This window comes from Streptococcus oralis, assembly GCF_026782345.1.
Taxonomy (GTDB): domain Bacteria; phylum Bacillota; class Bacilli; order Lactobacillales; family Streptococcaceae; genus Streptococcus; species Streptococcus oralis_CK.
In genome coordinates, this window is the sequence record NZ_JAKUWI010000001.1 from 1,237,516 (window position 1) to 1,260,036 (window position 22,521).

Below are 22,521 nucleotides of genomic sequence, written 5' to 3' on the forward strand. Positions count from 1 at the left end.
ATTACAGCTATTTTGTAATCACGTACTCTCTTTGATAAAAAATTGGAGATTCCTTTACAAATATGCTCTTACGTGCTATTATTTAAGTATCTATTTAAAAGGAGTTAATAAATATGCGGCAAGGTATTCTTAAATAAACTGTCAATTTGATAGTGGGAACAAATAATTGGATGTCCTTTTTTAGGAGGGCTTAGTTTTTTGTACCCAGTTTAAGAATACCTTTATCATGTGATTCTAAAGTATCCAGAGAATATCTGTATGCTTTGTATACCTATGGTTATGCATAAAAATCCCAGTGATAAAAGTATTTATCACTGGGATTTTTATGCCCTTTTGGGTTTTTGAATGGAGGAAAATCACATGAAAATTATTAATATTGGAGTTTTAGCTCATGTTGATGCAGGAAAAACTACCTTAACAGAAAGCTTATTATATAACAGTGGAGCGATTACAGAATTAGGAAGCGTGGACAAAGGTACAACGAGGACGGATAATACGCTTTTAGAACGTCAGAGAGGAATTACAATTCAGACAGGAATAACCTCTTTTCAGTGGGAAAATACGAAGGTGAACATCATAGACACGCCAGGACATATGGATTTCTTAGCAGAAGTATATCGTTCATTATCAGTTTTAGATGGGGCAATTCTACTGATTTCTGCAAAAGATGGCGTACAAGCACAAACTCGTATATTATTTCATGCACTTAGGAAAATGGGGATTCCCACAATCTTTTTTATCAATAAGATTGACCAAAATGGAATTGATTTATCAACGGTTTATCAGGATATTAAAGAGAAACTTTCTGCCGAAATTGTAATCAAACAGAAGGTAGAACTGTATCCTAATATGTGTGTGACGAACTTTACCGAATCTGAACAATGGGATACGGTAATAGAGGGAAACGATGACCTTTTAGAGAAATATATGTCCGGTAAATCATTAGAAGCATTGGAACTCGAACAAGAGGAAAGCATAAGATTTCAGAATTGTTCTCTGTTCCCTCTTTATCATGGAAGTGCAAAAAGTAATATAGGGATTGATAACCTTATAGAAGTTATTACTAATAAATTTTATTCATCAACACATCGAGGTCCGTCTGAACTTTGCGGAAATGTTTTCAAAATTGAATATACAAAAAAAAGACAACGTCTTGCATATATACGCCTTTATAGTGGAGTACTACATTTACGAGATTCGGTTAGAGTATCAGAAAAAGAAAAAATAAAAGTTACAGAAATGTATACTTCAATAAATGGTGAATTATGTAAGATTGATAGAGCTTATTCTGGAGAAATTGTTATTTTGCAAAATGAGTTTTTGAAGTTAAATAGTGTTCTTGGAGATACAAAACTATTGCCACAGAGAAAAAAGATTGAAAATCCGCACCCTCTACTACAAACAACTGTTGAACCGAGTAAACCTGAACAGAGAGAAATGTTGCTTGATGCCCTTTTGGAAATCTCAGATAGTGATCCGCTTCTACGATATTACGTGGATTCTACGACACATGAAATTATACTTTCTTTCTTAGGGAAAGTACAAATGGAAGTGATTAGTGCACTGTTGCAAGAAAAGTATCATGTGGAGATAGAACTAAAAGAGCCTACAGTCATTTATATGGAGAGACCGTTAAAAAATGCAGAATATACCATTCACATCGAAGTGCCGCCAAATCCTTTCTGGGCTTCCATTGGTTTATCTGTATCACCGCTTCCGTTGGGAAGTGGAATGCAGTATGAGAGCTCGGTTTCTCTTGGATACTTAAATCAATCATTTCAAAATGCAGTTATGGAAGGGATACGCTATGGTTGCGAACAAGGATTATATGGTTGGAATGTGACGGACTGTAAAATCTGTTTTAAGTATGGCTTATACTATAGCCCTGTTAGTACCCCAGCAGATTTTCGGATGCTTGCTCCTATTGTATTGGAACAAGTCTTAAAAAAAGCTGGAACAGAATTGTTAGAGCCATATCTTAGTTTTAAAATTTATGCGCCACAGGAATATCTTTCACGAGCATACAACGATGCTCCTAAATATTGTGCGAACATCGTAGACACTCAATTGAAAAATAATGAGGTCATTCTTAGTGGAGAAATCCCTGCTCGGTGTATTCAAGAATATCGTAGTGATTTAACTTTCTTTACAAATGGACGTAGTGTTTGTTTAACAGAGTTAAAAGGGTACCATGTTACTACCGGTGAACCTGTTTGCCAGCCCCGTCGTCCAAATAGTCGGATAGATAAAGTACGATATATGTTCAATAAAATAACTTAGTGTATTTTATGTTGTTATATAAATATGGTTTCTTGTTAAATAAGATGAAATATTTTTTAATAAAGATTTGAATTAAAGTGTAAAGGAGGAGATAGTTATTATAAACTACAAGTGGATATTGTGTCCTGTATGTGGAAATAAAACACGATTAAAGATAAGGGAAGATACTGAATTAAAAAAATTCCCCCTCTATTGTCCGAAATGCAGACAAGAAAATTTAATTGAAATAAAGCAGTTCAAAGTAACTGTGATTACAGAGCCAGACGCAAAGACGCAGAGCCGATAAAATGAGATTAATACAATCTCATTTTATCGGCTCTTTCCGTTATGTATGGATTCTTTTAATTAGTCTTCGATGTTTCTTGCTTCGTTGATACCGCTGGCTAAAGATTCCATTAAGGATAGTTCTTTGTCTGTAAAGCTATCCATGTATTTCTCTATCTGTAATCGTCGGGTGCTTTTTACCAAGTTATTAGCAGGTAAGAAAAATTCATCAACGGAAACATGAAGTAACGATACAAGGTCATAAAGAACTTGTATGCTGGGGTGTTGCCCTTTATTTTCAATATTAGTTAAGTACCGTGGGTCAATTTCAATCAATGCTCCCACTTGTTCACGAGTTAAACCTCGTTTCAATCGAGCTTCTTTAATGGCTAAACCAAAGGCTCTAAAATCATATTTATCTTCTTTTTTACGCATAGTAGACCACCTCTATACATTTTATTGTTCCTACTGAATTAAAAACAGGTATAGAAAAACGTGTTATATGGTTTATAGGTTTATATTTAATAAAAAGCACTACTAAACGCCAATAAAAAAAACCGTTATATGGTAGTGCTATTTACGCTGTTAAAATATTGTATATTACTTCCAAATGGCGGTTTGTTGGAGGTCAACGTCGCCATGAAGTACATCATATACAATAAATTTCCTTACATTGGGTTCTTGTCAAAAAAAGTCGTCTATCTGCAATAGATAAGTACGTCCACCAATGTGGTTTTATAAATCATATAGATAGAATAACAGAAGCATGTAAACAGAGAAATAAATCTGTTTATATGCTTTTTTGGCTATTCAGAACTTTTTTACAAAGTTTATTTATCAGTAATGCAACAAATCCCCCTTTCACATTGGGACTAAGAGTGAAAGGAGATAAACGAGCAAGGCTCACTTCCTTTCCTAGACAGAAAGGGGGTGAGAAACATGAAACCATCTTCTTTTCAGACCACAATAGAAAATCAGTTTGACTATATCTGTAAACGTGCTATGGAAGACGAGCGAAAGAATTATATGCTTTATCTTTCAAGGATTGCAAAGCGTGAGGTGTCCTTTTCGGATGTTGGCGATTATCTTGTTAGCCAGTTTGCGACAACAGATAACTATTCAACTGACTTTCAGATTTTTACACTCAATGGGTTATCAGTAGGCGTTGAAAATGATTTGTTGAGTGAAGCATTACGTGAGTTGCCAGACAAGAAACGTGAAATTCTACTGCTGTTTTACTTTATGGACATGAGCGATTCAGAAATTGCAGACCTGTTGAAATTGAACCGTTCTACTGTCTATCGGCATAGAACCAGTGGACTAGCCTTAATTAAAAAGTTTATGGAGGAATTTGAAGAATGAAAACACAATATCCTATGATTCCCTTTCCTCTCATTGTAAAGGCAACAGATGGCGATACCGAAGCGATTAACCAGATTCTACATCATTACAGAGGGTACATAACGAAGCGTTCCCTACGACTTATGAAAGATGAATATGGCAATCAAAGTATGGTCGTTGATGAAGTCTTACGTGGAAGAATGGAAACCAGACTGATTACAAAGATTTTGTCATTTGAAATTAAGTAATATCCTCTCTCCTTTCGTGGAAGCGTGCTAAACCATTCCACGCTTCCCGAACAGGGAGGTTTGTTATTCCACCAAAGCATATTGAGCTTTCAATGTGTTTTGATAGGCTAACGAGCCATTGTTCTTTGAAAACTGAATAAAAGTAATCGAATACGTTTCGATAAGAAAAGAGCCAACGGAACTAACCGCCATGACCTATCTTATAAAGATAGCGAGCGATTCATGTTAGTGATCCGAGAAGCAATCTTTAGCAGGATTGCCTGCAACGACATTCTTATCGTGATAATGATACTCCCATACAGTCAATAGTCCGAGCGTGATAAAACCGTCGCAGGCAATGAGTATGGCTACATGAGAACCATGCAGGGGTGGAACTCCCGTGAGCTTTGCTAAAGCTGTTCGATTGCTGGTAAAACAACTTTTATGAAATCCAAATAAGTGATTTGGAAAGGAGGATTTTATGAAGCAGACTGACATTCCTATTTGGGAACGTTATACCCTAACCATTGAAGAAGCGTCAAAATATTTTCGTATTGGCGAAAACAAGCTACGACGCTTGGCAGAGGAAAATAAAAATGCAAATTGGCTGATTATGAATGGCAATCGTATTCAGATTAAACGAAAACAATTTGAAAAAATTATAGATACATTGGACGCAATCTAGCGTCGCCAAAGGGTCTTGTATATGATAAAATAGTATTAAGTCGTATCAAGGCTCTTTCCATAAAGGAAAGGAGCAAATGCCATGTCAGAAAAAAGACGTGACAATAAAGGTCGAATCTTAAAGACTGGAGAGAGCCAACGAAAAGACGGAAGATACTTATACAAATATATAGATTCATTTGGAGAACCGCAATTTGTTTACTCGTGGAAACTTGTGGCTACAGACCGAGTACCAGCAGGAAAGCGTGATTGTATCTCACTTAGAGAGAAAATCGCAGAGTTACAGAAAGACATTCATGATGGTATTGATGTTGTAGGAAAGAAAATGACACTCTGCCAGCTTTACGCAAAACAGAACGCTCAAAGACCAAAGGTTAGAAAAAACACTGAAACTGGACGCAAATATCTTATGGATATTTTGAAGAAAGACAAGTTAGGTGTAAGAAGTATTGACAGTATTAAGCCATCAGACGCTAAAGAATGGGCTATTAGAATGAGTGAAAATGGTTATGCTTATCAAACCATCAATAACTACAAACGTTCTTTAAAGGCTTCATTCTATATTGCTATACAAGATGATTGTGTTCGGAAGAATCCATTTGACTTTCAACTGAAAGCAGTTCTTGATGATGATACTGTCCCTAAGACCGTACTAACAGAAGAACAGGAAGAAAAACTGTTAGCCTTTGCAAAAGCTGATAAAACCTACAGCAAAAATTATGATGAAATTCTGATACTCTTAAAAACAGGTCTTCGTATTTCAGAGTTTGGTGGTTTGACACTTCCAGATTTAGATTTTGAGAATCGTCTTGTCAATATAGACCATCAGCTATTGAGAGATACTGAAATTGGGTACTACATTGAAACACCAAAGACCAAAAGTGGCGAACGTCAAGTTCCTATGGTTGAAGAAGCCTATCAAGCATTTAAGCGAGTGTTAGCGAATCGAAAGAATGATAAGCGTGTTGAGATTGATGGATATAGTGATTTCCTCTTTCTTAATAGAAAGAACTATCCAAAAGTGGCAAGTGATTACAACGGCATGATGAAAGGTCTTGTTAAGAAATACAATAAGTATAACGAGGATAAATTGCCACACATCACTCCACATAGTTTGCGACATACATTCTGTACCAACTATGCAAATGCAGGAATGAATCCAAAGGCATTACAGTACATTATGGGACATGCTAATATAGCCATGACGCTGAACTATTACGCACATGCAACATTCGATTCTGCAATGGCAGAAATGAAACGCTTGAATAAAGAGAAGCAACAGGAGCGTCTTGTTGCTTAGTAGTACAAATGAATTTACTACTTATTTACCACTTCTGACAGCTAAGACATGAGGAAATATGCAAAGAAACGTGAAGTATCTTCCTACAGTAAAAATACTCGAAAGCACATAGAATAAGGCTTTACGAGCATTTAAGAAAATATAAAAAGATAATTAGAAATTTATACTTTGTTTATATGAAAAAGAAAGCTTAAAACTCGAGAACTTCCTATATAAGGAAGTTTTTTTGGTATAATAAAAGTAGTAATAGTATATTGGGAGGATTTACCATGGCAGACCGTTCACGTTTCTTACGAGATAACCCATCTGACTTCCCATATGATTTTGAAAAACAAATCTTATCCAAAACATCTCCTGACACAATCTATCATTGTCATCCTGAACTAGAGATTATATACGTTACAAAGGGTTCTGCCATCGTTCATATCAACTCAGAACGCTTTGAAAGTCATGAAGGTGATATTTTTCTAATTCAGCCAACGTCTCCTCACGCTGTCTACCCTATTGAAAATCAAGAACAAATTTCAGCAGTTTTTCGTATCCATTTAGATTTCCTAGGTAGAAGTCAAATTGACAGCTTTAGCCAATGCTATATCCAACCCCTCCACTCTGGTCACTTTTGCCTCACTCCTCAAATATCACCAGGCGATAAGGCCTATGATCAAATTCAATCCTGCCTTCTTTCTCTCTTTTCTATCCTTGAAGAAAAAGGCATATACTACGATCTACTCATAAAATCGAAACTATACGAATTGCTTCATCTTCTCTTTAAGTATAGATACGTCAATCGACACTATACAGATGATACCTACCAAAGATACCAAAAACTAAAAGAAGTGATTTGCTACCTTGAACAGCATTACTCAGAACCCATTCATATTGAGCAACTGGCTGCAACATTTGGATATAGTAAAAATCACTTTATGAGTATTTTCAAGCAACATACTGGGGCCAGTTGTATGGACTACCTGCTCCAGTTACGTCTTGAGAAATCCTGTGAGAAACTCGTCCAAACCAACCTCAGCATTCAAGAAATTGCAAGCCAAGTCGGTTTCACCAACCTTTCAAACTTTAACCGTCAATTTAAGCAGCACTATTACTTAACACCTAGACAGTATCGAAATCAACAACTTAAAAAGAAAACATAATTCTTTCTCCTTAGTCTTTTCTAAGGAGTTTTTTCAAACAAAAAAGCCACCTGATTGGGTGGCCTCTTTAGGGAGATTATTATGAAAAAGAAAAGTTTAGGATTTCATTAAATAAAGTTAGGAGGTCTTTATTTAATGATTATATGATATAAGATGAATCTTAAAGCTAACTTAACTTTTTCTTTGATTTATCATTTTTTAAAAATTTTTTTCCAAATGGATTTTTCCTCTCCAAGTCATAAAAAAGCCACCTGATTGGGTGACTTCTTTAGGAGATTATGATGAAAAAGAAAAGTTTGGGATTTCATTAAATAAAGGGTACTCAATGAAAATCGAAATCACACCAGGCAGATAGACGCAAGCATAACTATAGCTAGCTAAGTCGACTCTAACGAAGGTTGATGAGATTTTCGAAGAGTATTAGGAGGTCTTTATTTAATGATTATATAATACACAAGGAGACTTAAACTTTACTTAAGAAAAAATGATTTTTTTATCTTTTTCGATCCACCCAAATCATGCCTGTACAATCATAAGTAGATAAGGTTTCAAATCCCAGAGAACGATAGAATCCCAAGGTTTTTTCTGTCTGTTCGGTCACTAGTTGGACTTGATAGGCATCTTTGAAGTCACCTAAAGCCTCTTTCATCAAGTCGCTACCAATCCCTTGGCGCTGATAGCTAGGCAAAACAATCAAATCCTGGACAAAAATCGATGAAAAACCATCTCCGACCAAACGAACCAAGCCCACCACGGCATCGCCATCAAATGCCAGATAAATCGCTAATGAGTTAGATAAGGCCTTCTCCAACATCTGAGGTTGATGTGTATAATTTGTCCATCCAACTGCCTGATAGAGATGCAGAACATCCTCTAGCTTGACGATTTCTTGCCTTCTAATAGTTATCATCCCAACACCTCTTAGAATTCTCTCAAGCTCTTGTACTGCCGTCCATTTTTATCAAAATTTTCAGGAGCCAGCCATGCTTCCAAACGAGCTTTAACTTGAGGCCAGTCCTTATCAATCATAGAGAGCCAATCCGTATCCCTCGTACGCCCCTTATAAACGACTGCCTGACGGAAAGTTCCTTCATAGACAAAGCCCAAACGTTCCGCAGCTCGTCTGGATGGCAAATTTAGAGCATCGCATTTCCACTCATAGCGACGATAGTTGAGCTCCTCAAAAACATATCGCGCTAGGAGATACTGAGCTTCTGTTCCTATCCTCGTCCCCTTAAGAGCAGGAGAAAAAGTGACGGCACCCACTTCTATTACTCGGTTATTCTGGTCAATGCGCATGAGAGAAAAAGTTCCCAAAGCCTTACCAGTTGCCTTGTCTATAATCACGTAGTAAAAACGGTCCTTACGAGCCAACATCTGATTTAAGACGGTAACCAGTTCCTCCATATCTGCCACTGGTTCCTGAAAGAGGTAGGTCCACATCTCCCGAGGTGTATCTGGACCATAAACAGCTAGCAAATCCTCTTCATGCTTTTCCACCGAAAGAGCCTCTATCCGAGCGTAGCGCCCTTCTAAGAAATCAATGGAAGGCAATTCACCTGGAGTATAACCTTCCATTGACTCACCAATCATCTGACCATATTCGTTTACTGGCATCGTTTTTCTCCTTGTTTTACACTGAAAATACTATATCCTAAATTGCTCTATATGGAAACTAGCGTTCTCCTCAAACCTCATCCACTCACTACATTAGTGATTCGTTTTCTTTCTTTTATCTTCTAAGGCTTGATTAATTCGTTGGGTTAGTTTGTGAGTTTGCCAGATCTGGTACAACCATATCAGTCCATAAATTAATAAGAAAAAGAACCAAAGCAAGGGACTCAACAATGCTGAACCCCAGCCAAAAAATAGGTAGGTCAATACTAGAATAGTAGCTGTCGCTAATAAATGAACTCCCACACGCATACTATAAGCAAGAAACTCTAGCCTTTCAAGGATTAAGGTCAATACCCCCATAATTCCACTCATCAAAAACAAAGCTAGAATATTTTTTGTCGTTGGTGCGGGATAGGTAATACCTGAATAAAACTGAGCCAATAACACCAAACTCAAATAAACAAAGGAGGCCGTACGCATTCCCGATACAAAATAAGCAATCAATCGTTTCATGATTTTCTCCTATAAACCTAGATAATCCATTAAGGACTTAACGTATTTCCGACTCACACTCGATTTGAGAGCCCGAGTCATCTTAGCCATCATGTTCCCTGAAAAGCTATCCGATAATGACTCTAAATGGTCAATGTTTATAATTGAATGACGCGATATCTGTATAAAGTTACGCCGGTTAATCCGATTCTGAAAGTTTGTCAATGTTTCCTTAGTTTTATAAATCCCGTCTACCGTATAAATGGTCAACAAATTCTTATCGATATCTGCTAGAATAAGATCCTCAATTTTCACCATAACCAGATGATCATCCGTTCGAATAGGAATGACCACCTGATTAGTCGTTGAAAATTGTTCTAAATACTCCATGACCTCTCTTGCTTGGTCGGTTAACTGAGCTGCCTGAATTAAAATGTGTGGGTCTTTTTCTGAAAACTCTGTCTTCATTTCAAAACGAATCTTCATTTTCTCTCCAATACGTCTTTATTTTCTCTTGCTAAACACTTTAACAAATAAAAGCCAAAGAAGAATAGCGACGAGACTGATAATAACCACTATAAAGTATGTTTCTTCCTTTGTCAATAGTTCTTGCCAGTTGATTTGGATTCCCATTTTTTCTTGAAATTCCTGTAACAGACTATTATTTCCTGAAAATGCGGTCTCTAACCGCTCTTTCATCAAGACTTGTCGATAAAGAGAAGCAATATAAGTTGCGGGGGTACATTTCATGAAAAGCTGTGCAGAATCAGGTAATACTCCAATAGGGATATAAGTTCCTACTAAAAATCCAGAAGCAGTTCCCACTATCGTTGCCAGTTTACCAAGGCTATCTACAGATTGAAAACGGTAAATCAAGAGAACATTTACCAAACTTGAAAGCAGACTACTTAACAACATAATCAAAGCGATTTCCGGTAAATGACTGATAACTGGGCTCTCTTTAAAATAAAAACTCATAACAGCATACATAAACACCTGCATAACAAAAGAAATGACAATACTACTGATTAGATAGGACGCCTGTAAGCCCCAGTTACCTAAATCTGTCAAGAAAAGATCTTGATCCACTTGATTTTCACGATCCTGTACCATTTGTGTAAGAGCCGTAAAACTGGTCGTAATCCCAGTCACAGCCAACGTCCCACCCATCAGCCAGTTATTTAAAAGGTTCGTACTATTAGGGAGTTGGGACCAAGAATCCGTCAAATTCTTCTGCAAAAAAATGATATAAAGGAGGAAGGAAATCAATGCCCCCAATAATGAGAAAAATACTCCCGAACGATTACGAAAATATAAGATAAAATTCCGTTTCAATAAAGCTAGCATTAGCGAACCTCTCTTCCTGTAAGTGCAATAAAGGCATCATCCATAGTGCCCGGACGAAACTCAAAAGAATCAATTTCTTCTCGAACTTTTGCCAAATATTCAATGGCTTCCTGTGACGTCCTTGGATAAAAAAGATATTCCAACTCATTTTCTTCCTCTACTGTCATTCCAGTCTGTAGCAATTTTTCTAGATCCTTCATTTCCTTAAAACGAATTTTTAGGATATTAGATGCATACTGGCTTTTAATAGCAGTCGCAGAACCTTGCGCAATCACTTTCCCATGATCAACGATATAGATCTGATCCGCTTCATCTGCTTCATCCAGATAATGAGTCGTTAAGATAATAGTCATCCCTTCATCCTTTTGTAGTCGATACAGTAGATCCCAGATGGATTTGCGAGTTTGAATATCAAGACCTGTCGTTGGTTCATCCAAGAAAAGAATATCTGGTCGCGAAAGAAGAGCACGCGCAATATCAACCCGACGTTTTTGCCCACCTGACAAAGTCCCATATAGTTGTTTCTGGAAAGCAGTCAAACCCAGTTGATGAATCAAATCATCCACACGACTTGCCGCAATCTCCTTATACTGTTGAGCACGAATCGTGAGATTTTCCCTAACCGTCAACATCTCATCCAGTACACTAGCTTGAAAAACCACTCCGATTTTCGTATTTGGTGCATATCGAATCTGACCTTGTGTCGGCTTTTTCAAACCGATTAACATGGAAATGGTGGTTGATTTCCCTGCACCATTGGGTCCCAAAATAGCATTGAAACTTCCTTTTTCAAACTCTAACTGAATATCATCGACAGCCATATGATTGCCGTACCGTTTAGTCAAATGTTTAGCTTGTAAAATCATATTTTCCCCTCCTCTTTACCACACTAGTTTAACAAAAAGTATGAAAGAAAAATCGACTTTTGAGATAAGCAGTTAAAATGAAAGGCCAAGTGGTAAAATAATGGGGGTTAAATTAAAGTAGAGCAGGCTCGTTTTTCTCCTATCGAATCACTAGAGGATGTTGAAAAGCACTTACAACCACACATTATATTTTTAAACATGCGCTATAAAAGAGGTGTTTTATAGCATCTGGCAGAAAAATCCAAGAGTCAATAGTATTGTTCTCGCTAAACCAAACAATAAAAAATGAATCAGAAATCATGGCACACACTCCCTTCTAGTAAAATGAAAATGCTGAATGGGGCAGGATTAAATTTGAAGTAAGCAAGTATGGTCCTGAATTTGAAACTGCCATTAACGATAAGTCTATCTATTAGGAAAGAAATCTTCAATACAAGCAAAAACGGCTCTTGTTATCCAAGAAGAGCTGTTCTATTTTATGAAAGAGAAAGCTACTAGTGCCCCTTGTGCTTCTCTCTACGTTTTTGCTGTTTGCGTTCAAATTTCTCTTGCTTGAGCAATTGCTTTTGGAGACTAGACTGTTGTTTTGAATGCTTTTTTTGTTCCTCAAACTGCAACTGTAAAAGTTCTTGTGACTTAGAAGAAACTTTCTGCTTCACCTGTTTCTTTACAGCTCGCTGCAGACGCTTCGGATTCTTAATCTTTACATGCTGTTTGACTGTTGCCTCTGGACTAAAAGATAACCGAACAAACTGAGTCTGTAAAAGTTTCAAAATTTCATCCTCTTTTGGTTCCTGACCAAATGTCACACGACAAACTTGATAAGTTTCCTCATACTCTTGTTCAAACAATCCATGCCAAAATCCATCTTCAAAATAAACTGTCAAGCCAATTGAAACGATTTCCATGACAGCACCTCCTTAAATCTATCCCTAAGAATGGACAACCAAGGAGGAAGGTTACTGATAGGCTTGCCTACGTCTGGACTACCAACCAGAACTGTGTTTTTATCTTAGTTGGGACTATTATAGCACGGTTCAGCACTATCTACAAATTTTTCAAATGTGTATCAAAAAAATTTATCGTAGCAAACCAAGAGTCTACACTTTCTTTCATTAATAAGCGCCAATCTTTTCGATAACGATGATTCGGTTGATAAGCAACCGTTAACATATGCCCCGTTTCATGGTATTTTTTAAACAAAATGGATTTCCCTTTATAATGTGAAATAATATCATCTATCGCGGATGACGCATTCCATATTTCATCAACATCGCTTCCTAGCAATAATAAAGGAGAAGCAATTTTACTCACATCAATCTGAGCCCTACTATCTTCAGGAATATGTTTTCCAAAAAACTTGTTTAACAAATAATTTCCTAGTTGAAATTTTTGATACGGAAGTTCTTTTTGCAAATATGTCCAAGAAGATGAATGAGAGTTGAGTTTTCCCTTTATTCCCTCAAATATTACATTTGAGGAGGAATTGAGTACCAAACATTGCACATCATCCAAAATACTTTGTCCAGCCAGAACAAGCTCTGCTCCTTTAGAACGACCATATATTCCTATTTTTGTATTATCAACTTGAGGATGATGATATAGAAAATCTTTCGCTTCCTCCAGACATTCTATCGGAATTCGTTCTAAGTTTTGGGGTAATCCCTCTAAACCAAAATAAGCTATCGCAAGACAAATATAGCCTCTAGAAGATAAAAGTTGGGCAATGTTCTGAGCTTTTTCAATTCTTCCCTCACTACCACTAACAATAATCACGGCCGGCGCCTTTCTTAACTTTTCATCATAAAATAATCGACCTTGAAAATGCTTATCATAAATATCTTGATACTTTATTCCCAGATTCATATAACGCCTTACAAAACTTTGCTCCGCGACCACATCTTTCCCCAGCCTGATTTTAATTTCAACACCAAAACAATCTCGCAATGGAATTCTATCAAGAGAACTGGGTAATCTCCTTTTCCTATTTTTCAACGGTTTCGCATTAAAGAACAAGCCCATTTCTGAAACCCCTTTATAAGATCCTGAAATAGCTGCTGTCTGAGAAGTATCAATCATACCGCCCTGATCAGATAAAAAAATTGCGGTTGATTTCCACACGACATCATTATCTAAAAGTAAGGGAGCATTTATACAGTAATAATCAGACAGGTACATTTCTACACAATACCTTGTCCTTGGTTCTAAACCATTGATAGTAATATAAAAAGATTCATCTGCTAAGTCAGTTTGTGAAATCAGTTCAATGTTTACACTCATATCTTCTCCTTTTGTTAATATACTTAACAACCAAATTTAAAATTTACCGTGACTTTCACCACGGTAATCCTCCCCATACATTTTCAATATCATCCATCAATTTCACAACTGTTTGAAGCTCCTCCTCGCTATAGTTGTTTAAAACTGAAAAGACCGATTCTTCAATATATGCTTGTTGCTCCTTATGGATTTTAAAAACTTCGATGCCTTTTTCAGATAATCTCAAATATTTATTTTTCCCATTATTCGGAGCAAAATCAAAAACAACTAAATTTTTTTGAATTAATCTCCTAACACTTTGAGTTATTGCACTTCTCGAAACTTTTAATAATTCAGATAATTTCACTAGATTTAAGGGCTGATTTTTCCCAATCACAACAATCAAATGTACCTCATTCAACGTAATGGATTTGTCAGTACTAATTTTATGTTGATTTTTTTTTAACTGTTCAAACGCTAAAATAAATCTATTGAAACGATTATTAAATGTAATAAATTCTTTTTTATCCATAATCTCTCTTTTCTTTGTTAATTATATTAACAAAATAGAAACTTCTTGTCAAATAAAAATCCTCCAGATTCTACTCTGAAGGATTCCTATCTTATTTCACAACGATATTAACGAGTTTGTTAGGTACCGCAATCACCTTCACGATTTCCTTGCCGTCAATTTCTGCTTTAACTTTTTCATCCGCTAGAGCGATTTCTTGCAATTCTTCGCGTGATAGGTCTTTAGCAACCATGAGTTTAGCACGGACTTTACCTTTGATTTGGACGACGATTTCGATTTCGTCTTCAACCAATTTGCTTTCGTCCCATGTTGGCCAAGTTACGTAAGAGATGGACTCACCTGTTGCTGCAACTGTTTGCCAGAGTTCTTCTGCCAAGTGAGGTGCAAATGGGGCAATCAATTGGATAAAGCCTTTGGCGTAGTCTACATAGAGTTTGTCTTCCTTATTAGCCGCATTGACAAAGACCATAAGTTGGGCAATGGCTGTGTTAAATTTCATGGATTCGATTTGCTCAGTAACAGATTTAACAGTTTCATTGTAAACCTTGTCAAGAGCGCCATTATTTTCCGCAACAATTTCTTTACTTGTAATCAAACGGTAAACACGGTCAAGGAATTTACGGCTTCCTTCCAGACCTTCTTCTGACCAAGCGATGGAAGCATCGAGTGGCCCCATGAACATTTCATAAACACGAAGGGTATCAGCACCATATTGTTCCACCACATCGTCTGGGTTGACAACGTTCTTGAGCGATTTAGACATCTTGGCTGGTGCTTGCTCCAACTCTTCTCCTGTTTCCACATGGAAGAAAGAACCGTCACGTTTTTCAACCTTATCAGTCGCTACAAGAGCTCCACGGTGGTCACGGTAGCTTGTTCCCAAAATCATCCCTTGGTTAAAGAGTTTTTGGAATGGTTCCTTAGTCGGAACAACACCGAGGTCATAGAGGAATTTATGCCAGAAACGAGCGTAAAGCAAGTGAAGTACAGCGTGCTCTGCACCACCCACGTAGATATCTACTGGCAACCATTGTTTGAGGAGATCCTCGTCAGCCAATTTCTCAGTATTGTGTGGGTCAATATAGCGGAGGTAGTACCAGCTTGAACCAGCCCATTGTGGCATGGTGTTGGTTTCACGACGACCTTTGACACCATCTTCACGAGTCACTTCAAGCCAGTCGGTCAAGTTAGCCAATGGGCTTTCCCCAGTACCTGAAGGACGGATATCCTTGGTGACTGGCAAGACAAGTGGCAATTCATTTTCAGGGACAGCTGTTGAAGTTCCATCTTCCCAATGAATGATTGGAATTGGCTCACCCCAGTAACGTTGACGGCTAAAGAGCCAGTCACGGAGACGGTAGGTGACTTTTTCTTGACCGCAGCCTTTTTCTTCCAACCAAGCCACAATCTTAGCAATAGCGTCTTCTTTGTTAAGGCCATCTAGGAAGTCTGAATTGACATGAAGACCATCTTCTGTGTAAGCAGCTTCTGCTACATTTCCACCTTCTAGCACTTCTACGATTGGAAGGTCAAATTGTTTGGCAAATTCCCAGTCACGTTGGTCATGGGCAGGTACAGCCATTACCGCACCTGTACCATAGCTAGCAAGAACATAGTCGGCAATCCAGATTGGAATTTCCTTGCCATTTACAGGGTTAATGGCATAAGCGCCCGTCCAAACACCAGTTTTTTCCTTAGCAAGGTCAGTACGAGCCAAGTCAGACTTAAGACTAGCTTGGTGTTTGTAGTCTGCAACTGCATCAGTTTGCTCTGGACTTGTGATAGCGTCAACCAAGTCATGCTCAGGAGCCAAAACGGTGAAGGTCGCACCGAAAAGCGTATCAGGACGAGTGGTAAAGACGGTAAATTCCTTGTCAGTCCCTTTCACTTTAAAGGTGACATTGGCACCAGTTGATTTCCCGATCCAGTTACGTTGCATATCCTTGATAGACTCTGGCCAGTCCAACTCATCCAAGTCGTTAAGCAAGCGCTCTGCATAGGCCGTGATTTTGAGCATCCATTGGCGCATCGGTTTGCGGACAACAGGATAGCCCCCACGCTCAGAAGTTCCATCAGGAAGCACTTCTTCATTGGCAATGGCTGTTCCTAGTTCCTCAACCCAGTTTACTGGTACTTCCGCTTCATAGGCCAAACCTTTTTCGTAAAGCTTGGTGAAGATCCACTGAGTCCATTTGTAGTAGTTTGGATCTGTTGTGTTGACTTCACGATCCCAGTCGTAAGAGAATCCAAGCGCATTGATTTGACGTTTGAAGTTAGCAATGTTTTCTGCTGTGAATTCCGCTGGGTCATTTCCTGTGTCCATAGCGTACTGCTCAGCTGGCAAACCAAAGGCATCCCATCCCATTGGGTGAAGGACGTTGTATCCTTGCGCACGTTTGTAACGGCTGAGGATATCGGTTGCTGTATAACCTTCTGGGTGTCCTACGTGCAATCCAGCTCCTGAAGGATATGGGAACATGTCGAGAGCATAAAACTTCGGTTTTGATGCATCTGTTCCTGTCTTAAATGTATGATGTTCTGCCCAGTAGCCCTGCCACTTAGGCTCAATTTCCTTATGATTGTAAAAACTCATGGTCTCTCTCCAATTTTGTGATGTTACTATTATACCATTTTTAGGGGAATTTGAAAGACGAGAAATGTTCTTTTAGACTTGGATAACAAGAAATACTGAGTCGCAAATCCACCTTATTTAACATGAAAAAAATTAGCTCCCACTTGGAACTAACTTCTATCAATTTTTTATTTCTTCCATCTTCTCACGTCCGAGCTCTCGATAGCTACGGTCACCAACAACTTCGACTGTAAATTGACCGTTCTCATATCCAAGGATCGTTACACTACCATTATCTAGACCATGCGGATGCATCCCATTGATTAGATAAACAATGGTACCAATGGTCATTCCATGGCTTACGACGAGAGCATTGCCCCCACCTTGTTCTTCCATTTCTTTGGCAATCGCTTCAAAGCCTTCCTTGATTCGACCACTGAGTTTTTCCCAGCCTTCTGCCCAGCCAGCAGTATCAACCTCAACCAGGCCTTCTGCTAGCTCCGCATAGGACAACTGATGAACATGGTCTACATTGAAAATTCTCGGAATCAAGCCCATAAAGAGGTCCCCATCATAGGCCCCATCAAAACTACCAAAGCACCACTCTCTGATGCGCTTGTCCATGCGGTAAGGGATTTTTCCCTCCAAACCAAGTTCTTCTAGGATAATTCCCATAGTTTGAATAGTACGCCCTGAATCACTGGAATAAGCGCGGTCAAATTGTAAACCAGACTCTCTCAAGCCAATTCCCAGTTCATGGATTCCCAACTCACCTTCTGCGGTTAGAGGCGTATCACTCCATCCTTGTGCACGTCCAATCGTGTTAAACATCGTTTTCCCATGACGGACCAAGTACAATCTTACTTTAGACATTTTCTATCCTCCATTTCTTCTATTATATCATGGATCAAAGAAATATTCGGCTTTCAAAAGCAAAGTCAACATTTGTAAATTATCCAAAAGAAAAGCTACCCTCATGGTAGCTTCCCTAGGAGATTATTATGAAAAAGTTTAGGATTTCTATTAAATAAAGTTAGGAGGTCTTTATTTAATGATTATAGTATACACAGTCATCCTTAAACTCAACTTAAATCCTCTCGCTTTTTTATTAATTTTTAAAACTATGGATTGGAGCTGGGATTTGCCCACCGCGAGAGATGAAATCAACAGACGAAGCCCCGTTGACCTTCATAACTGGAGCTGTCCCTAGCAAACCACCAAACTCAATCATATCGCCTTCTTTGCCCTTTGGAATAATACGGACAGCCGTTGTTTTCATGTTAATAACACCAATGGCCGCCTCATCCGCAATCATAGCTGCAATGGTTTCAGCAGGCGTATCTTCCGGAATGGCAATCATATCCAGTCCAACAGAACAGATAGCCGTCATGGCTTCCAGTTTCTCTAAATTCAGAGAGCCATCTTGCACCGCAGCAATCATCCCCTCATCTTCAGAAACGGGGATAAAAGCACCTGACAAGCCACCGACTTGGTTACAAGCCATCACTCCGCCCTTCTTAACTTGGTCATTCAAAAGAGCGAGGGCAGCCGTCGTCCCATGTGTACCAACTGTTTCTAGGCCCATTTCCTCCAGTACTCGAGCCACAGAATCGCCAACTGCAGGAGTTGGTGCCAAGCTTAGGTCTACAATCCCAAAATCAACACCCAGTCTCTCGCTGGCCATTTGACCGACTAGCTGACCAATACGAGTAATCTTAAAAGCTGTTTTCTTGACCGTCTCAGCTACAACATCAAAACTCTGACCACGAACTTTCTCCAAGGCACGCTTGACAACACCAGGACCTGAAACACCAACATTGATGATAACATCTGCTTCCCCAACACCATGGAAAGCCCCTGCCATAAAAGGATTGTCCTCAACAGCATTAGCAAATACGACTAATTTGGCCGCACCCATATCTGATAAGTTCGCTGTTTCCTTGATGATACGTCCCATATCCGCAACCGCAGTCATGTTGATACCTGACTTAGTTGAGCCAATGTTAACAGACGAACAAACCTTGTCTGTCTCAGCTAGAGCACGGGGGATAGAATTGATGAGAATTTCATCTCCTTTTTGGTAGCCTTTTTGTACTAAAGCTGAGAATCCACCAATAAAGTCAACACCAATTTCCTTGGCAGCCTTATCAAGAGCCTTTGCCAAAACAACATAGTCCGTCGCATCAGTCGCTGCACCAATTAAAGAAATCGGAGTCACAGATACCCGTTTATTAACAATAGGAATCCCAAGTTCTGCAGCAATTTCGTCTCCTACAGCCACTAAATTTGCAGCTTTAGTGGTAATTTTTTGGTAAATCTTTTCAGCAGCACGATTGATATCTGGATCAATACAGTCCAAAAGGGAAATCCCCATGGTGATGGTTCTGATATCGAAGTTCTGCTCTTCAATCATGGCAATGGTTTCCGTAACTTGTCTAATATCCATGATAACCTCCTAGATATTGTACATAGCATCAAAAATCGCTGCACTTTGAATATTGATTTTAACATTCAAGGTCTGACCGAAAGTTTCAAACTCATTTCGCAGATAAGTGAAATCCTGTTTTTCGTCACTAGAAACGACCGCCATCATAGTAAAGTATTCATCCAACACCGTCTGAGAAATATCGTCAATATTCAAACCCAACTCTGCAATCTTAGTAGACACGCCTGCAACGATCCCAGCCTTGTCCTTACCAACCACTGTAATAATAGCCTTCATCCTTATACCCCATTTCTACGATTTTTAGAAAACCTGAACGTTTTTGATTTTCTTTTTTCCTAGTATAGCATATTTCCATAGAAAATACTAAAAAACGCCTGCTTACGAAGTTGTTCTTAAGAAAAAAACAATTTCGTAAACAAGCGTCTACCCTATCAAATGATGATGAGTGTTCCCGCTAGGACCGAAGTCCCAGCGGTAGACCAGAGCTAGACTAAGAGCACAAGACTCCATCATCATAACACTCAACAAAATTGATGATTTTATACTAATTCGATGATCGCCATTGGCGCAGCATCACCACGACGTGGTTCAGTTTTAAGGATACGAGTGTATCCACCGTTACGTTCAGCATAACGAGGTGCGATTTCTGAGAACAATTTTTGAAGTGCTGTAGTAGAAGTGTACTTATCAGTTGCTTCATCATAGTTTTCAGATGCGATTTCATTACGTACGAAAGCAGCTGCTTGACGACGTGCATGCAAATCACCACGTTTACCTAGAGTAATCATTTTTTCAACAGTTTTACGGATTTCTTTAGCACGAGCTTCAGTTGTCACAATTGATTCGTTGATCAAAAGGTCAGTTGTCAAATCGCGAAGCATTGCTTTACGTTGTGAGCTAGTGCGTCCTAGTTTACGGTAAGCCATGTATTCCTCCTTTATTTATCTTTTAATCCAAGACCCAAGTCAATGAGTTTGAGTTTCACTTCTTCCAAACTCTTACGTCCAAGATTTCGTACTTTCATCATCTCTGCTTCAGATTTTTCTGTCAAATCATGCACCGTATTGATACCGGCACGTTTCAAACAGTTATATGAACGCACAGACAAGTCCAGTTCCTCAATCGTACGGTCCAAAATACGGTCGTCCGATTCAGTATCAGCTTCTTTCATCACTTCTGCAGATTTAGCAATCTCTGTAAGATTTGTAAACAAATCAAGATGTTCTGTCAAGATACGTGCTGAAAGCCCTAAAGCATCTTCTGGAATAATTGTTCCATTTGTCAAGATTTCAAGGGTTAATTTGTCAAAACCATCGTTACTACCTACACGAGCAGGTTCAACTTGATAGTTGACTTTTGTAACTGGTGTATAAATAGAATCTACAGCAAGTGTTCCAACTGGCGCATTATCTTTTTTGTTTTCATCAGCAGGTACATATCCACGACCACTGTTAACAGTCATTGTCGCCTTTAGAGAAGAACCTTCACCGATTGTAAAGAGATAATGATCTGGATTTACAATCTCAATATCACTGTCAGTCAAAATATCTCCAGCTGTAATTTCAGCAGGACCTTCAACGTCAAGCTCAATGATTTTTTCGTCTTCAACGTATGATTTCACTGCAATTCCTTTAATGTTCAGAATGATTTGCATCACGTCTTCACGAACACCTGGAACTGTGTCAAACTCATGTAACACACCATCAATGTTGATAGATGTCACTGCTGCTCCTGGTAGAGAAGCTAGTAGTACACGACGAAGAGAGTTACCAAGAGTTGTACCGTAGCCACGTTCAAGTGGTTCGATTACAAACTTGCCATAATCTTTATTTTCATCAATTTTTGTTATATTTGGTTTTTCAAACTCAATCATTTAGTTACTCCCTCTTAAACGAAAAGCAGTGTAATGCGATGATTATACACGGCGACGTTTTGGAGGACGAGCACCATTGTGTGGCACTGGAGTCACATCACGAATTGCTGTTACTTCAAGACCAGCGGCAGCAAGCGCACGAATAGCTGACTCACGACCAGAACCTGGACCTTTTACAGTAACTTCAACTGATTTAAGACCGTGTTCTTGTGCAGATTTAGCAGCAGCTTCTGAAGCCATTTGAGCAGCGAATGGTGTAGATTTACGAGAACCTTTGAAACCAAGAGCACCAGCTGATGACCAAGCAATTGCATTACCATGCACATCAGTAATCATAACAATAGTGTTATTAAATGTAGCGTGAATATGAGCAATACCAGATTCGATATTCTTTTTCACACGACGTTTACGTGTTGGTTTAGCCAAGACTTTTACCTCCTATATTATTTTTTCTTACCAGCAATCGCAACAGCTTTACCTTTACGAGTGCGAGCATTATTTTTAGTGTTTTGTCCACGGACAGGAAGTCCACGACGGTGACGAATACCACGGTATGAACCGATTTCCATCAAACGTTTAATGTTCAAGTTTACTTCACGACGAAGGTCACCTTCAACTTTGATTGCATCCACTTCACGACGGATAGCATCTTCTTGATCTGATGTAAGGTCACGTACACGAACATCTTCTGAGATTCCAGCAGCAGCCAAAATTTTCTTAGATGTTGAAAGTCCGATACCATAAACGTAAGTCAATGAGATTACTACGCGTTTGTCATTTGGAATGTCAACTCCAGCAATACGAGCCATGTTTTCTCCTTTCTATCTTATCCTTGACGTTGTTTGTGTTTTGGATTTGCTGGGCAAATTACCATAACACGACCATTACGACGAATTACTTTACAGTATTCGCAAATTGGTTTGACCGATGGTCTTACTTTCATTTCTTATCCCTCCAAGTTTTTCGATTATTTAAAGCGGTAAGTGATACGTCCACGTGTCAAGTCATATGGACTCATCTCGACAGTAACACGATCTCCCGCTAAAATACGAATATAGTTTTTACGAATTTTACCAGAAACTGTTGCTAAAATCTGATGTCCATTTTCAAGTTCAACCGTAAACATTGCGTTCGGCATTGTATCAACTACTTTGCCTTCAACTTCAATCACATCGTCTTTTGCCACGCAAAAGCACCTCCATAAATTTCGATTCGATGCCTCAAGACACAGAGGCAACAATTATAAGTCAGACTATTTTAGTATAACATTTGT

At 38.6% G+C, this 22,521-nt stretch carries 27 protein-coding genes and 1 pseudogene; 8 read left to right on the plus strand and 20 right to left on the minus strand.

What is annotated here, in order from left to right; genetic code table 11:
- Positions 1-297 precede the first annotated feature (297 nt).
- From MK405_RS09480 to MK405_RS06005, 3 genes and pseudogenes are all read left to right on the plus strand, one after another.
- A pseudogene (locus tag MK405_RS09480) lies at positions 298-345 on the plus strand (hypothetical protein); the annotation flags it as partial.
- A gap of 15 nt (positions 346-360) precedes the next feature.
- The gene (gene tet(M) / locus MK405_RS06000) at positions 361-2,280 is read left to right on the plus strand and encodes a tetracycline resistance ribosomal protection protein Tet(M) (protein ID WP_000691736.1); all 1,920 of its coding nucleotides are present in this window, start codon (positions 361-363) and stop codon (positions 2,278-2,280) included.
- Between the two features lie 118 nt (positions 2,281-2,398).
- Positions 2,399-2,566, plus strand: a complete 168-nt coding sequence (locus tag MK405_RS06005) for a cysteine-rich KTR domain-containing protein (RefSeq protein WP_000336323.1) — start codon at positions 2,399-2,401, stop codon at positions 2,564-2,566.
- A gap of 59 nt (positions 2,567-2,625) precedes the next feature.
- Here the strand turns inward: MK405_RS06005 and MK405_RS06010 are convergent, their stop codons facing one another.
- Positions 2,626-2,979, minus strand: a complete 354-nt coding sequence (locus MK405_RS06010; RefSeq protein ID WP_001227347.1) for a helix-turn-helix transcriptional regulator — start codon at positions 2,977-2,979, stop codon at positions 2,626-2,628.
- A gap of 504 nt (positions 2,980-3,483) precedes the next feature.
- On the opposite strand from MK405_RS06010, the gene MK405_RS06015 reads away from it, so the two are divergent.
- The 5 genes from MK405_RS06015 to MK405_RS06040 all read left to right on the plus strand — a co-directional run bounded on the left by MK405_RS06015 (position 3,484) and on the right by MK405_RS06040 (position 7,244).
- The gene (locus MK405_RS06015) at positions 3,484-3,906 is read left to right on the plus strand and encodes a sigma-70 family RNA polymerase sigma factor (RefSeq protein WP_000804885.1); all 423 of its coding nucleotides are present in this window, start codon (positions 3,484-3,486) and stop codon (positions 3,904-3,906) included.
- On the plus strand, positions 3,903-4,133 hold the full coding sequence (locus tag MK405_RS06020; RefSeq protein WP_000857133.1) for a helix-turn-helix domain-containing protein: 231 nt from the start codon (positions 3,903-3,905) through the stop codon (positions 4,131-4,133). The genes MK405_RS06015 and MK405_RS06020 overlap by 4 nt, the downstream gene beginning before the upstream one ends.
- A gap of 460 nt (positions 4,134-4,593) precedes the next feature.
- Positions 4,594-4,797 carry an excisionase gene (locus tag MK405_RS06030; protein ID WP_000814511.1) on the plus strand — a complete coding sequence of 68 codons (204 nt, stop codon included), beginning with the start codon at positions 4,594-4,596 and terminating at the stop codon, positions 4,795-4,797.
- Positions 4,798-4,878: 81 nt separating this feature from the next.
- Positions 4,879-6,096: a tyrosine-type recombinase/integrase gene (locus tag MK405_RS06035; RefSeq protein WP_001291561.1), complete on the plus strand. Its 1,218-nt coding sequence runs from the start codon at positions 4,879-4,881 to the stop codon at positions 6,094-6,096.
- Between the two features lie 269 nt (positions 6,097-6,365).
- Positions 6,366-7,244: an AraC family transcriptional regulator gene (locus MK405_RS06040; RefSeq protein WP_268704559.1), complete on the plus strand. Its 879-nt coding sequence runs from the start codon at positions 6,366-6,368 to the stop codon at positions 7,242-7,244.
- Positions 7,245-7,737: 493 nt separating this feature from the next.
- Here the strand turns inward: MK405_RS06040 and MK405_RS06045 are convergent, their stop codons facing one another.
- From MK405_RS06045 to infA, 19 genes are all read right to left on the minus strand, one after another.
- Entirely contained in the window at positions 7,738-8,154 is a 417-nt protein-coding gene (locus MK405_RS06045) for a GNAT family N-acetyltransferase (RefSeq protein WP_000628702.1), read from the minus strand.
- Positions 8,155-8,165: 11 nt separating this feature from the next.
- Positions 8,166-8,861: a GNAT family N-acetyltransferase gene (locus MK405_RS06050; RefSeq protein WP_268704560.1), complete on the minus strand. Its 696-nt coding sequence runs from the start codon at positions 8,859-8,861 to the stop codon at positions 8,166-8,168.
- Positions 8,862-8,954: 93 nt separating this feature from the next.
- A complete protein-coding gene (locus MK405_RS06055; protein ID WP_000825486.1) occupies positions 8,955-9,374 on the minus strand; it encodes a DUF3021 domain-containing protein in 420 nt (139 codons plus the stop codon).
- Between the two features lie 9 nt (positions 9,375-9,383).
- On the minus strand, positions 9,384-9,839 hold the full coding sequence (locus MK405_RS06060) for a LytTR family DNA-binding domain-containing protein (protein ID WP_268704561.1): 456 nt from the start codon (positions 9,837-9,839) through the stop codon (positions 9,384-9,386).
- 18 nt (positions 9,840-9,857) lie between these two features.
- On the minus strand, positions 9,858-10,700 hold the full coding sequence (locus MK405_RS06065) for an ABC transporter permease (RefSeq protein ID WP_268704562.1): 843 nt from the start codon (positions 10,698-10,700) through the stop codon (positions 9,858-9,860).
- Entirely contained in the window at positions 10,700-11,566 is an 867-nt protein-coding gene (locus MK405_RS06070; RefSeq protein ID WP_084872443.1) for an ABC transporter ATP-binding protein, read from the minus strand. The genes MK405_RS06065 and MK405_RS06070 overlap by 1 nt, the downstream gene beginning before the upstream one ends.
- Positions 11,567-12,060: 494 nt before the next feature.
- Positions 12,061-12,474 (minus strand): YjdF family protein, encoded by a 414-nt coding sequence (locus tag MK405_RS06075; RefSeq protein ID WP_268704563.1) that lies wholly within the window; start codon positions 12,472-12,474, stop codon positions 12,061-12,063.
- A 139-nt stretch (positions 12,475-12,613) separates the two neighbouring features.
- Positions 12,614-13,846: an acyl-CoA thioesterase/bile acid-CoA:amino acid N-acyltransferase family protein gene (locus MK405_RS06080; RefSeq protein WP_268704564.1), complete on the minus strand. Its 1,233-nt coding sequence runs from the start codon at positions 13,844-13,846 to the stop codon at positions 12,614-12,616.
- 55 nt (positions 13,847-13,901) lie between these two features.
- Positions 13,902-14,357 carry a MarR family winged helix-turn-helix transcriptional regulator gene (locus tag MK405_RS06085; protein WP_268704565.1) on the minus strand — a complete coding sequence of 152 codons (456 nt, stop codon included), beginning with the start codon at positions 14,355-14,357 and terminating at the stop codon, positions 13,902-13,904.
- A gap of 91 nt (positions 14,358-14,448) precedes the next feature.
- On the minus strand, positions 14,449-16,950 hold the full coding sequence (leuS, locus tag MK405_RS06090; protein ID WP_084853191.1) for a leucine--tRNA ligase: 2,502 nt from the start codon (positions 16,948-16,950) through the stop codon (positions 14,449-14,451).
- Between the two features lie 159 nt (positions 16,951-17,109).
- Positions 17,110-17,802, minus strand: coding sequence for a histidine phosphatase family protein (locus MK405_RS06095; protein ID WP_084852759.1), 693 nt, complete (start codon positions 17,800-17,802; stop codon positions 17,110-17,112).
- A 235-nt stretch (positions 17,803-18,037) separates the two neighbouring features.
- Positions 18,038-19,375, minus strand: a complete 1,338-nt coding sequence (locus MK405_RS06100; protein ID WP_084852760.1) for a PFL family protein — start codon at positions 19,373-19,375, stop codon at positions 18,038-18,040.
- A gap of 9 nt (positions 19,376-19,384) precedes the next feature.
- Positions 19,385-19,651 (minus strand): ACT domain-containing protein, encoded by a 267-nt coding sequence (locus MK405_RS06105; RefSeq protein WP_000644111.1) that lies wholly within the window; start codon positions 19,649-19,651, stop codon positions 19,385-19,387.
- A 263-nt stretch (positions 19,652-19,914) separates the two neighbouring features.
- Positions 19,915-20,301, minus strand: a complete 387-nt coding sequence (gene rplQ / locus MK405_RS06110) for a 50S ribosomal protein L17 (RefSeq protein WP_000331493.1) — start codon at positions 20,299-20,301, stop codon at positions 19,915-19,917.
- Between the two features lie 11 nt (positions 20,302-20,312).
- A complete protein-coding gene (locus MK405_RS06115) occupies positions 20,313-21,248 on the minus strand; it encodes a DNA-directed RNA polymerase subunit alpha (protein ID WP_000568983.1) in 936 nt (311 codons plus the stop codon).
- Positions 21,249-21,290: 42 nt separating this feature from the next.
- Positions 21,291-21,674, minus strand: a complete 384-nt coding sequence (gene rpsK / locus MK405_RS06120; protein ID WP_001118385.1) for a 30S ribosomal protein S11 — start codon at positions 21,672-21,674, stop codon at positions 21,291-21,293.
- Between the two features lie 17 nt (positions 21,675-21,691).
- Entirely contained in the window at positions 21,692-22,057 is a 366-nt protein-coding gene (gene rpsM, locus MK405_RS06125) for a 30S ribosomal protein S13 (protein WP_000090786.1), read from the minus strand.
- Between the two features lie 17 nt (positions 22,058-22,074).
- Positions 22,075-22,191, minus strand: coding sequence for a 50S ribosomal protein L36 (rpmJ, locus tag MK405_RS06130; protein WP_001808836.1), 117 nt, complete (start codon positions 22,189-22,191; stop codon positions 22,075-22,077).
- Positions 22,192-22,215: 24 nt separating this feature from the next.
- Positions 22,216-22,434: a translation initiation factor IF-1 gene (gene infA, locus MK405_RS06135; protein WP_001029883.1), complete on the minus strand. Its 219-nt coding sequence runs from the start codon at positions 22,432-22,434 to the stop codon at positions 22,216-22,218.
- Positions 22,435-22,521: the final 87 nt, after the last annotated feature.

What these genes read in the sequence shown, in the direction of transcription:
- MK405_RS06030 (WP_000814511.1), top strand. Translation starts at nt 4,594, where the DNA reads ATGAAGCAGACTGACATTCCTATTTGGGAACGTTATACCCTAACCATT.
- MK405_RS06070 (WP_084872443.1), bottom strand. Translation starts at nt 11,566, where the DNA reads ATGATTTTACAAGCTAAACATTTGACTAAACGGTACGGCAATCATATG.
- MK405_RS06075 (WP_268704563.1), bottom strand. Translation starts at nt 12,474, where the DNA reads ATGGAAATCGTTTCAATTGGCTTGACAGTTTATTTTGAAGATGGATTT.
- MK405_RS06010 (WP_001227347.1), bottom strand. Translation starts at nt 2,979, where the DNA reads ATGCGTAAAAAAGAAGATAAATATGATTTTAGAGCCTTTGGTTTAGCC.
- MK405_RS06105 (WP_000644111.1), bottom strand. Translation starts at nt 19,651, where the DNA reads ATGAAGGCTATTATTACAGTGGTTGGTAAGGACAAGGCTGGGATCGTT.
- MK405_RS06060 (WP_268704561.1), bottom strand. Translation starts at nt 9,839, where the DNA reads ATGAAGATTCGTTTTGAAATGAAGACAGAGTTTTCAGAAAAAGACCCA.
- rplQ (WP_000331493.1), bottom strand. Translation starts at nt 20,301, where the DNA reads ATGGCTTACCGTAAACTAGGACGCACTAGCTCACAACGTAAAGCAATG.
- MK405_RS06065 (WP_268704562.1), bottom strand. Translation starts at nt 10,700, where the DNA reads ATGCTAGCTTTATTGAAACGGAATTTTATCTTATATTTTCGTAATCGT.
- MK405_RS06095 (WP_084852759.1), bottom strand. Translation starts at nt 17,802, where the DNA reads ATGTCTAAAGTAAGATTGTACTTGGTCCGTCATGGGAAAACGATGTTT.
- MK405_RS06080 (WP_268704564.1), bottom strand. Translation starts at nt 13,846, where the DNA reads ATGAGTGTAAACATTGAACTGATTTCACAAACTGACTTAGCAGATGAA.
- MK405_RS06020 (WP_000857133.1), top strand. Translation starts at nt 3,903, where the DNA reads ATGAAAACACAATATCCTATGATTCCCTTTCCTCTCATTGTAAAGGCA.
- MK405_RS06045 (WP_000628702.1), bottom strand. Translation starts at nt 8,154, where the DNA reads ATGATAACTATTAGAAGGCAAGAAATCGTCAAGCTAGAGGATGTTCTG.
- MK405_RS06015 (WP_000804885.1), top strand. Translation starts at nt 3,484, where the DNA reads ATGAAACCATCTTCTTTTCAGACCACAATAGAAAATCAGTTTGACTAT.
- MK405_RS06035 (WP_001291561.1), top strand. Translation starts at nt 4,879, where the DNA reads ATGTCAGAAAAAAGACGTGACAATAAAGGTCGAATCTTAAAGACTGGA.
- MK405_RS06050 (WP_268704560.1), bottom strand. Translation starts at nt 8,861, where the DNA reads ATGCCAGTAAACGAATATGGTCAGATGATTGGTGAGTCAATGGAAGGT.
- MK405_RS06040 (WP_268704559.1), top strand. Translation starts at nt 6,366, where the DNA reads ATGGCAGACCGTTCACGTTTCTTACGAGATAACCCATCTGACTTCCCA.
- MK405_RS06085 (WP_268704565.1), bottom strand. Translation starts at nt 14,357, where the DNA reads ATGGATAAAAAAGAATTTATTACATTTAATAATCGTTTCAATAGATTT.
- leuS (WP_084853191.1), bottom strand. Translation starts at nt 16,950, where the DNA reads ATGAGTTTTTACAATCATAAGGAAATTGAGCCTAAGTGGCAGGGCTAC.
- MK405_RS06115 (WP_000568983.1), bottom strand. Translation starts at nt 21,248, where the DNA reads ATGATTGAGTTTGAAAAACCAAATATAACAAAAATTGATGAAAATAAA.
- rpmJ (WP_001808836.1), bottom strand. Translation starts at nt 22,191, where the DNA reads ATGAAAGTAAGACCATCGGTCAAACCAATTTGCGAATACTGTAAAGTA.
- rpsM (WP_000090786.1), bottom strand. Translation starts at nt 22,057, where the DNA reads ATGGCTCGTATTGCTGGAGTTGACATTCCAAATGACAAACGCGTAGTA.
- MK405_RS06100 (WP_084852760.1), bottom strand. Translation starts at nt 19,375, where the DNA reads ATGGATATTAGACAAGTTACGGAAACCATTGCCATGATTGAAGAGCAG.
- MK405_RS06055 (WP_000825486.1), bottom strand. Translation starts at nt 9,374, where the DNA reads ATGAAACGATTGATTGCTTATTTTGTATCGGGAATGCGTACGGCCTCC.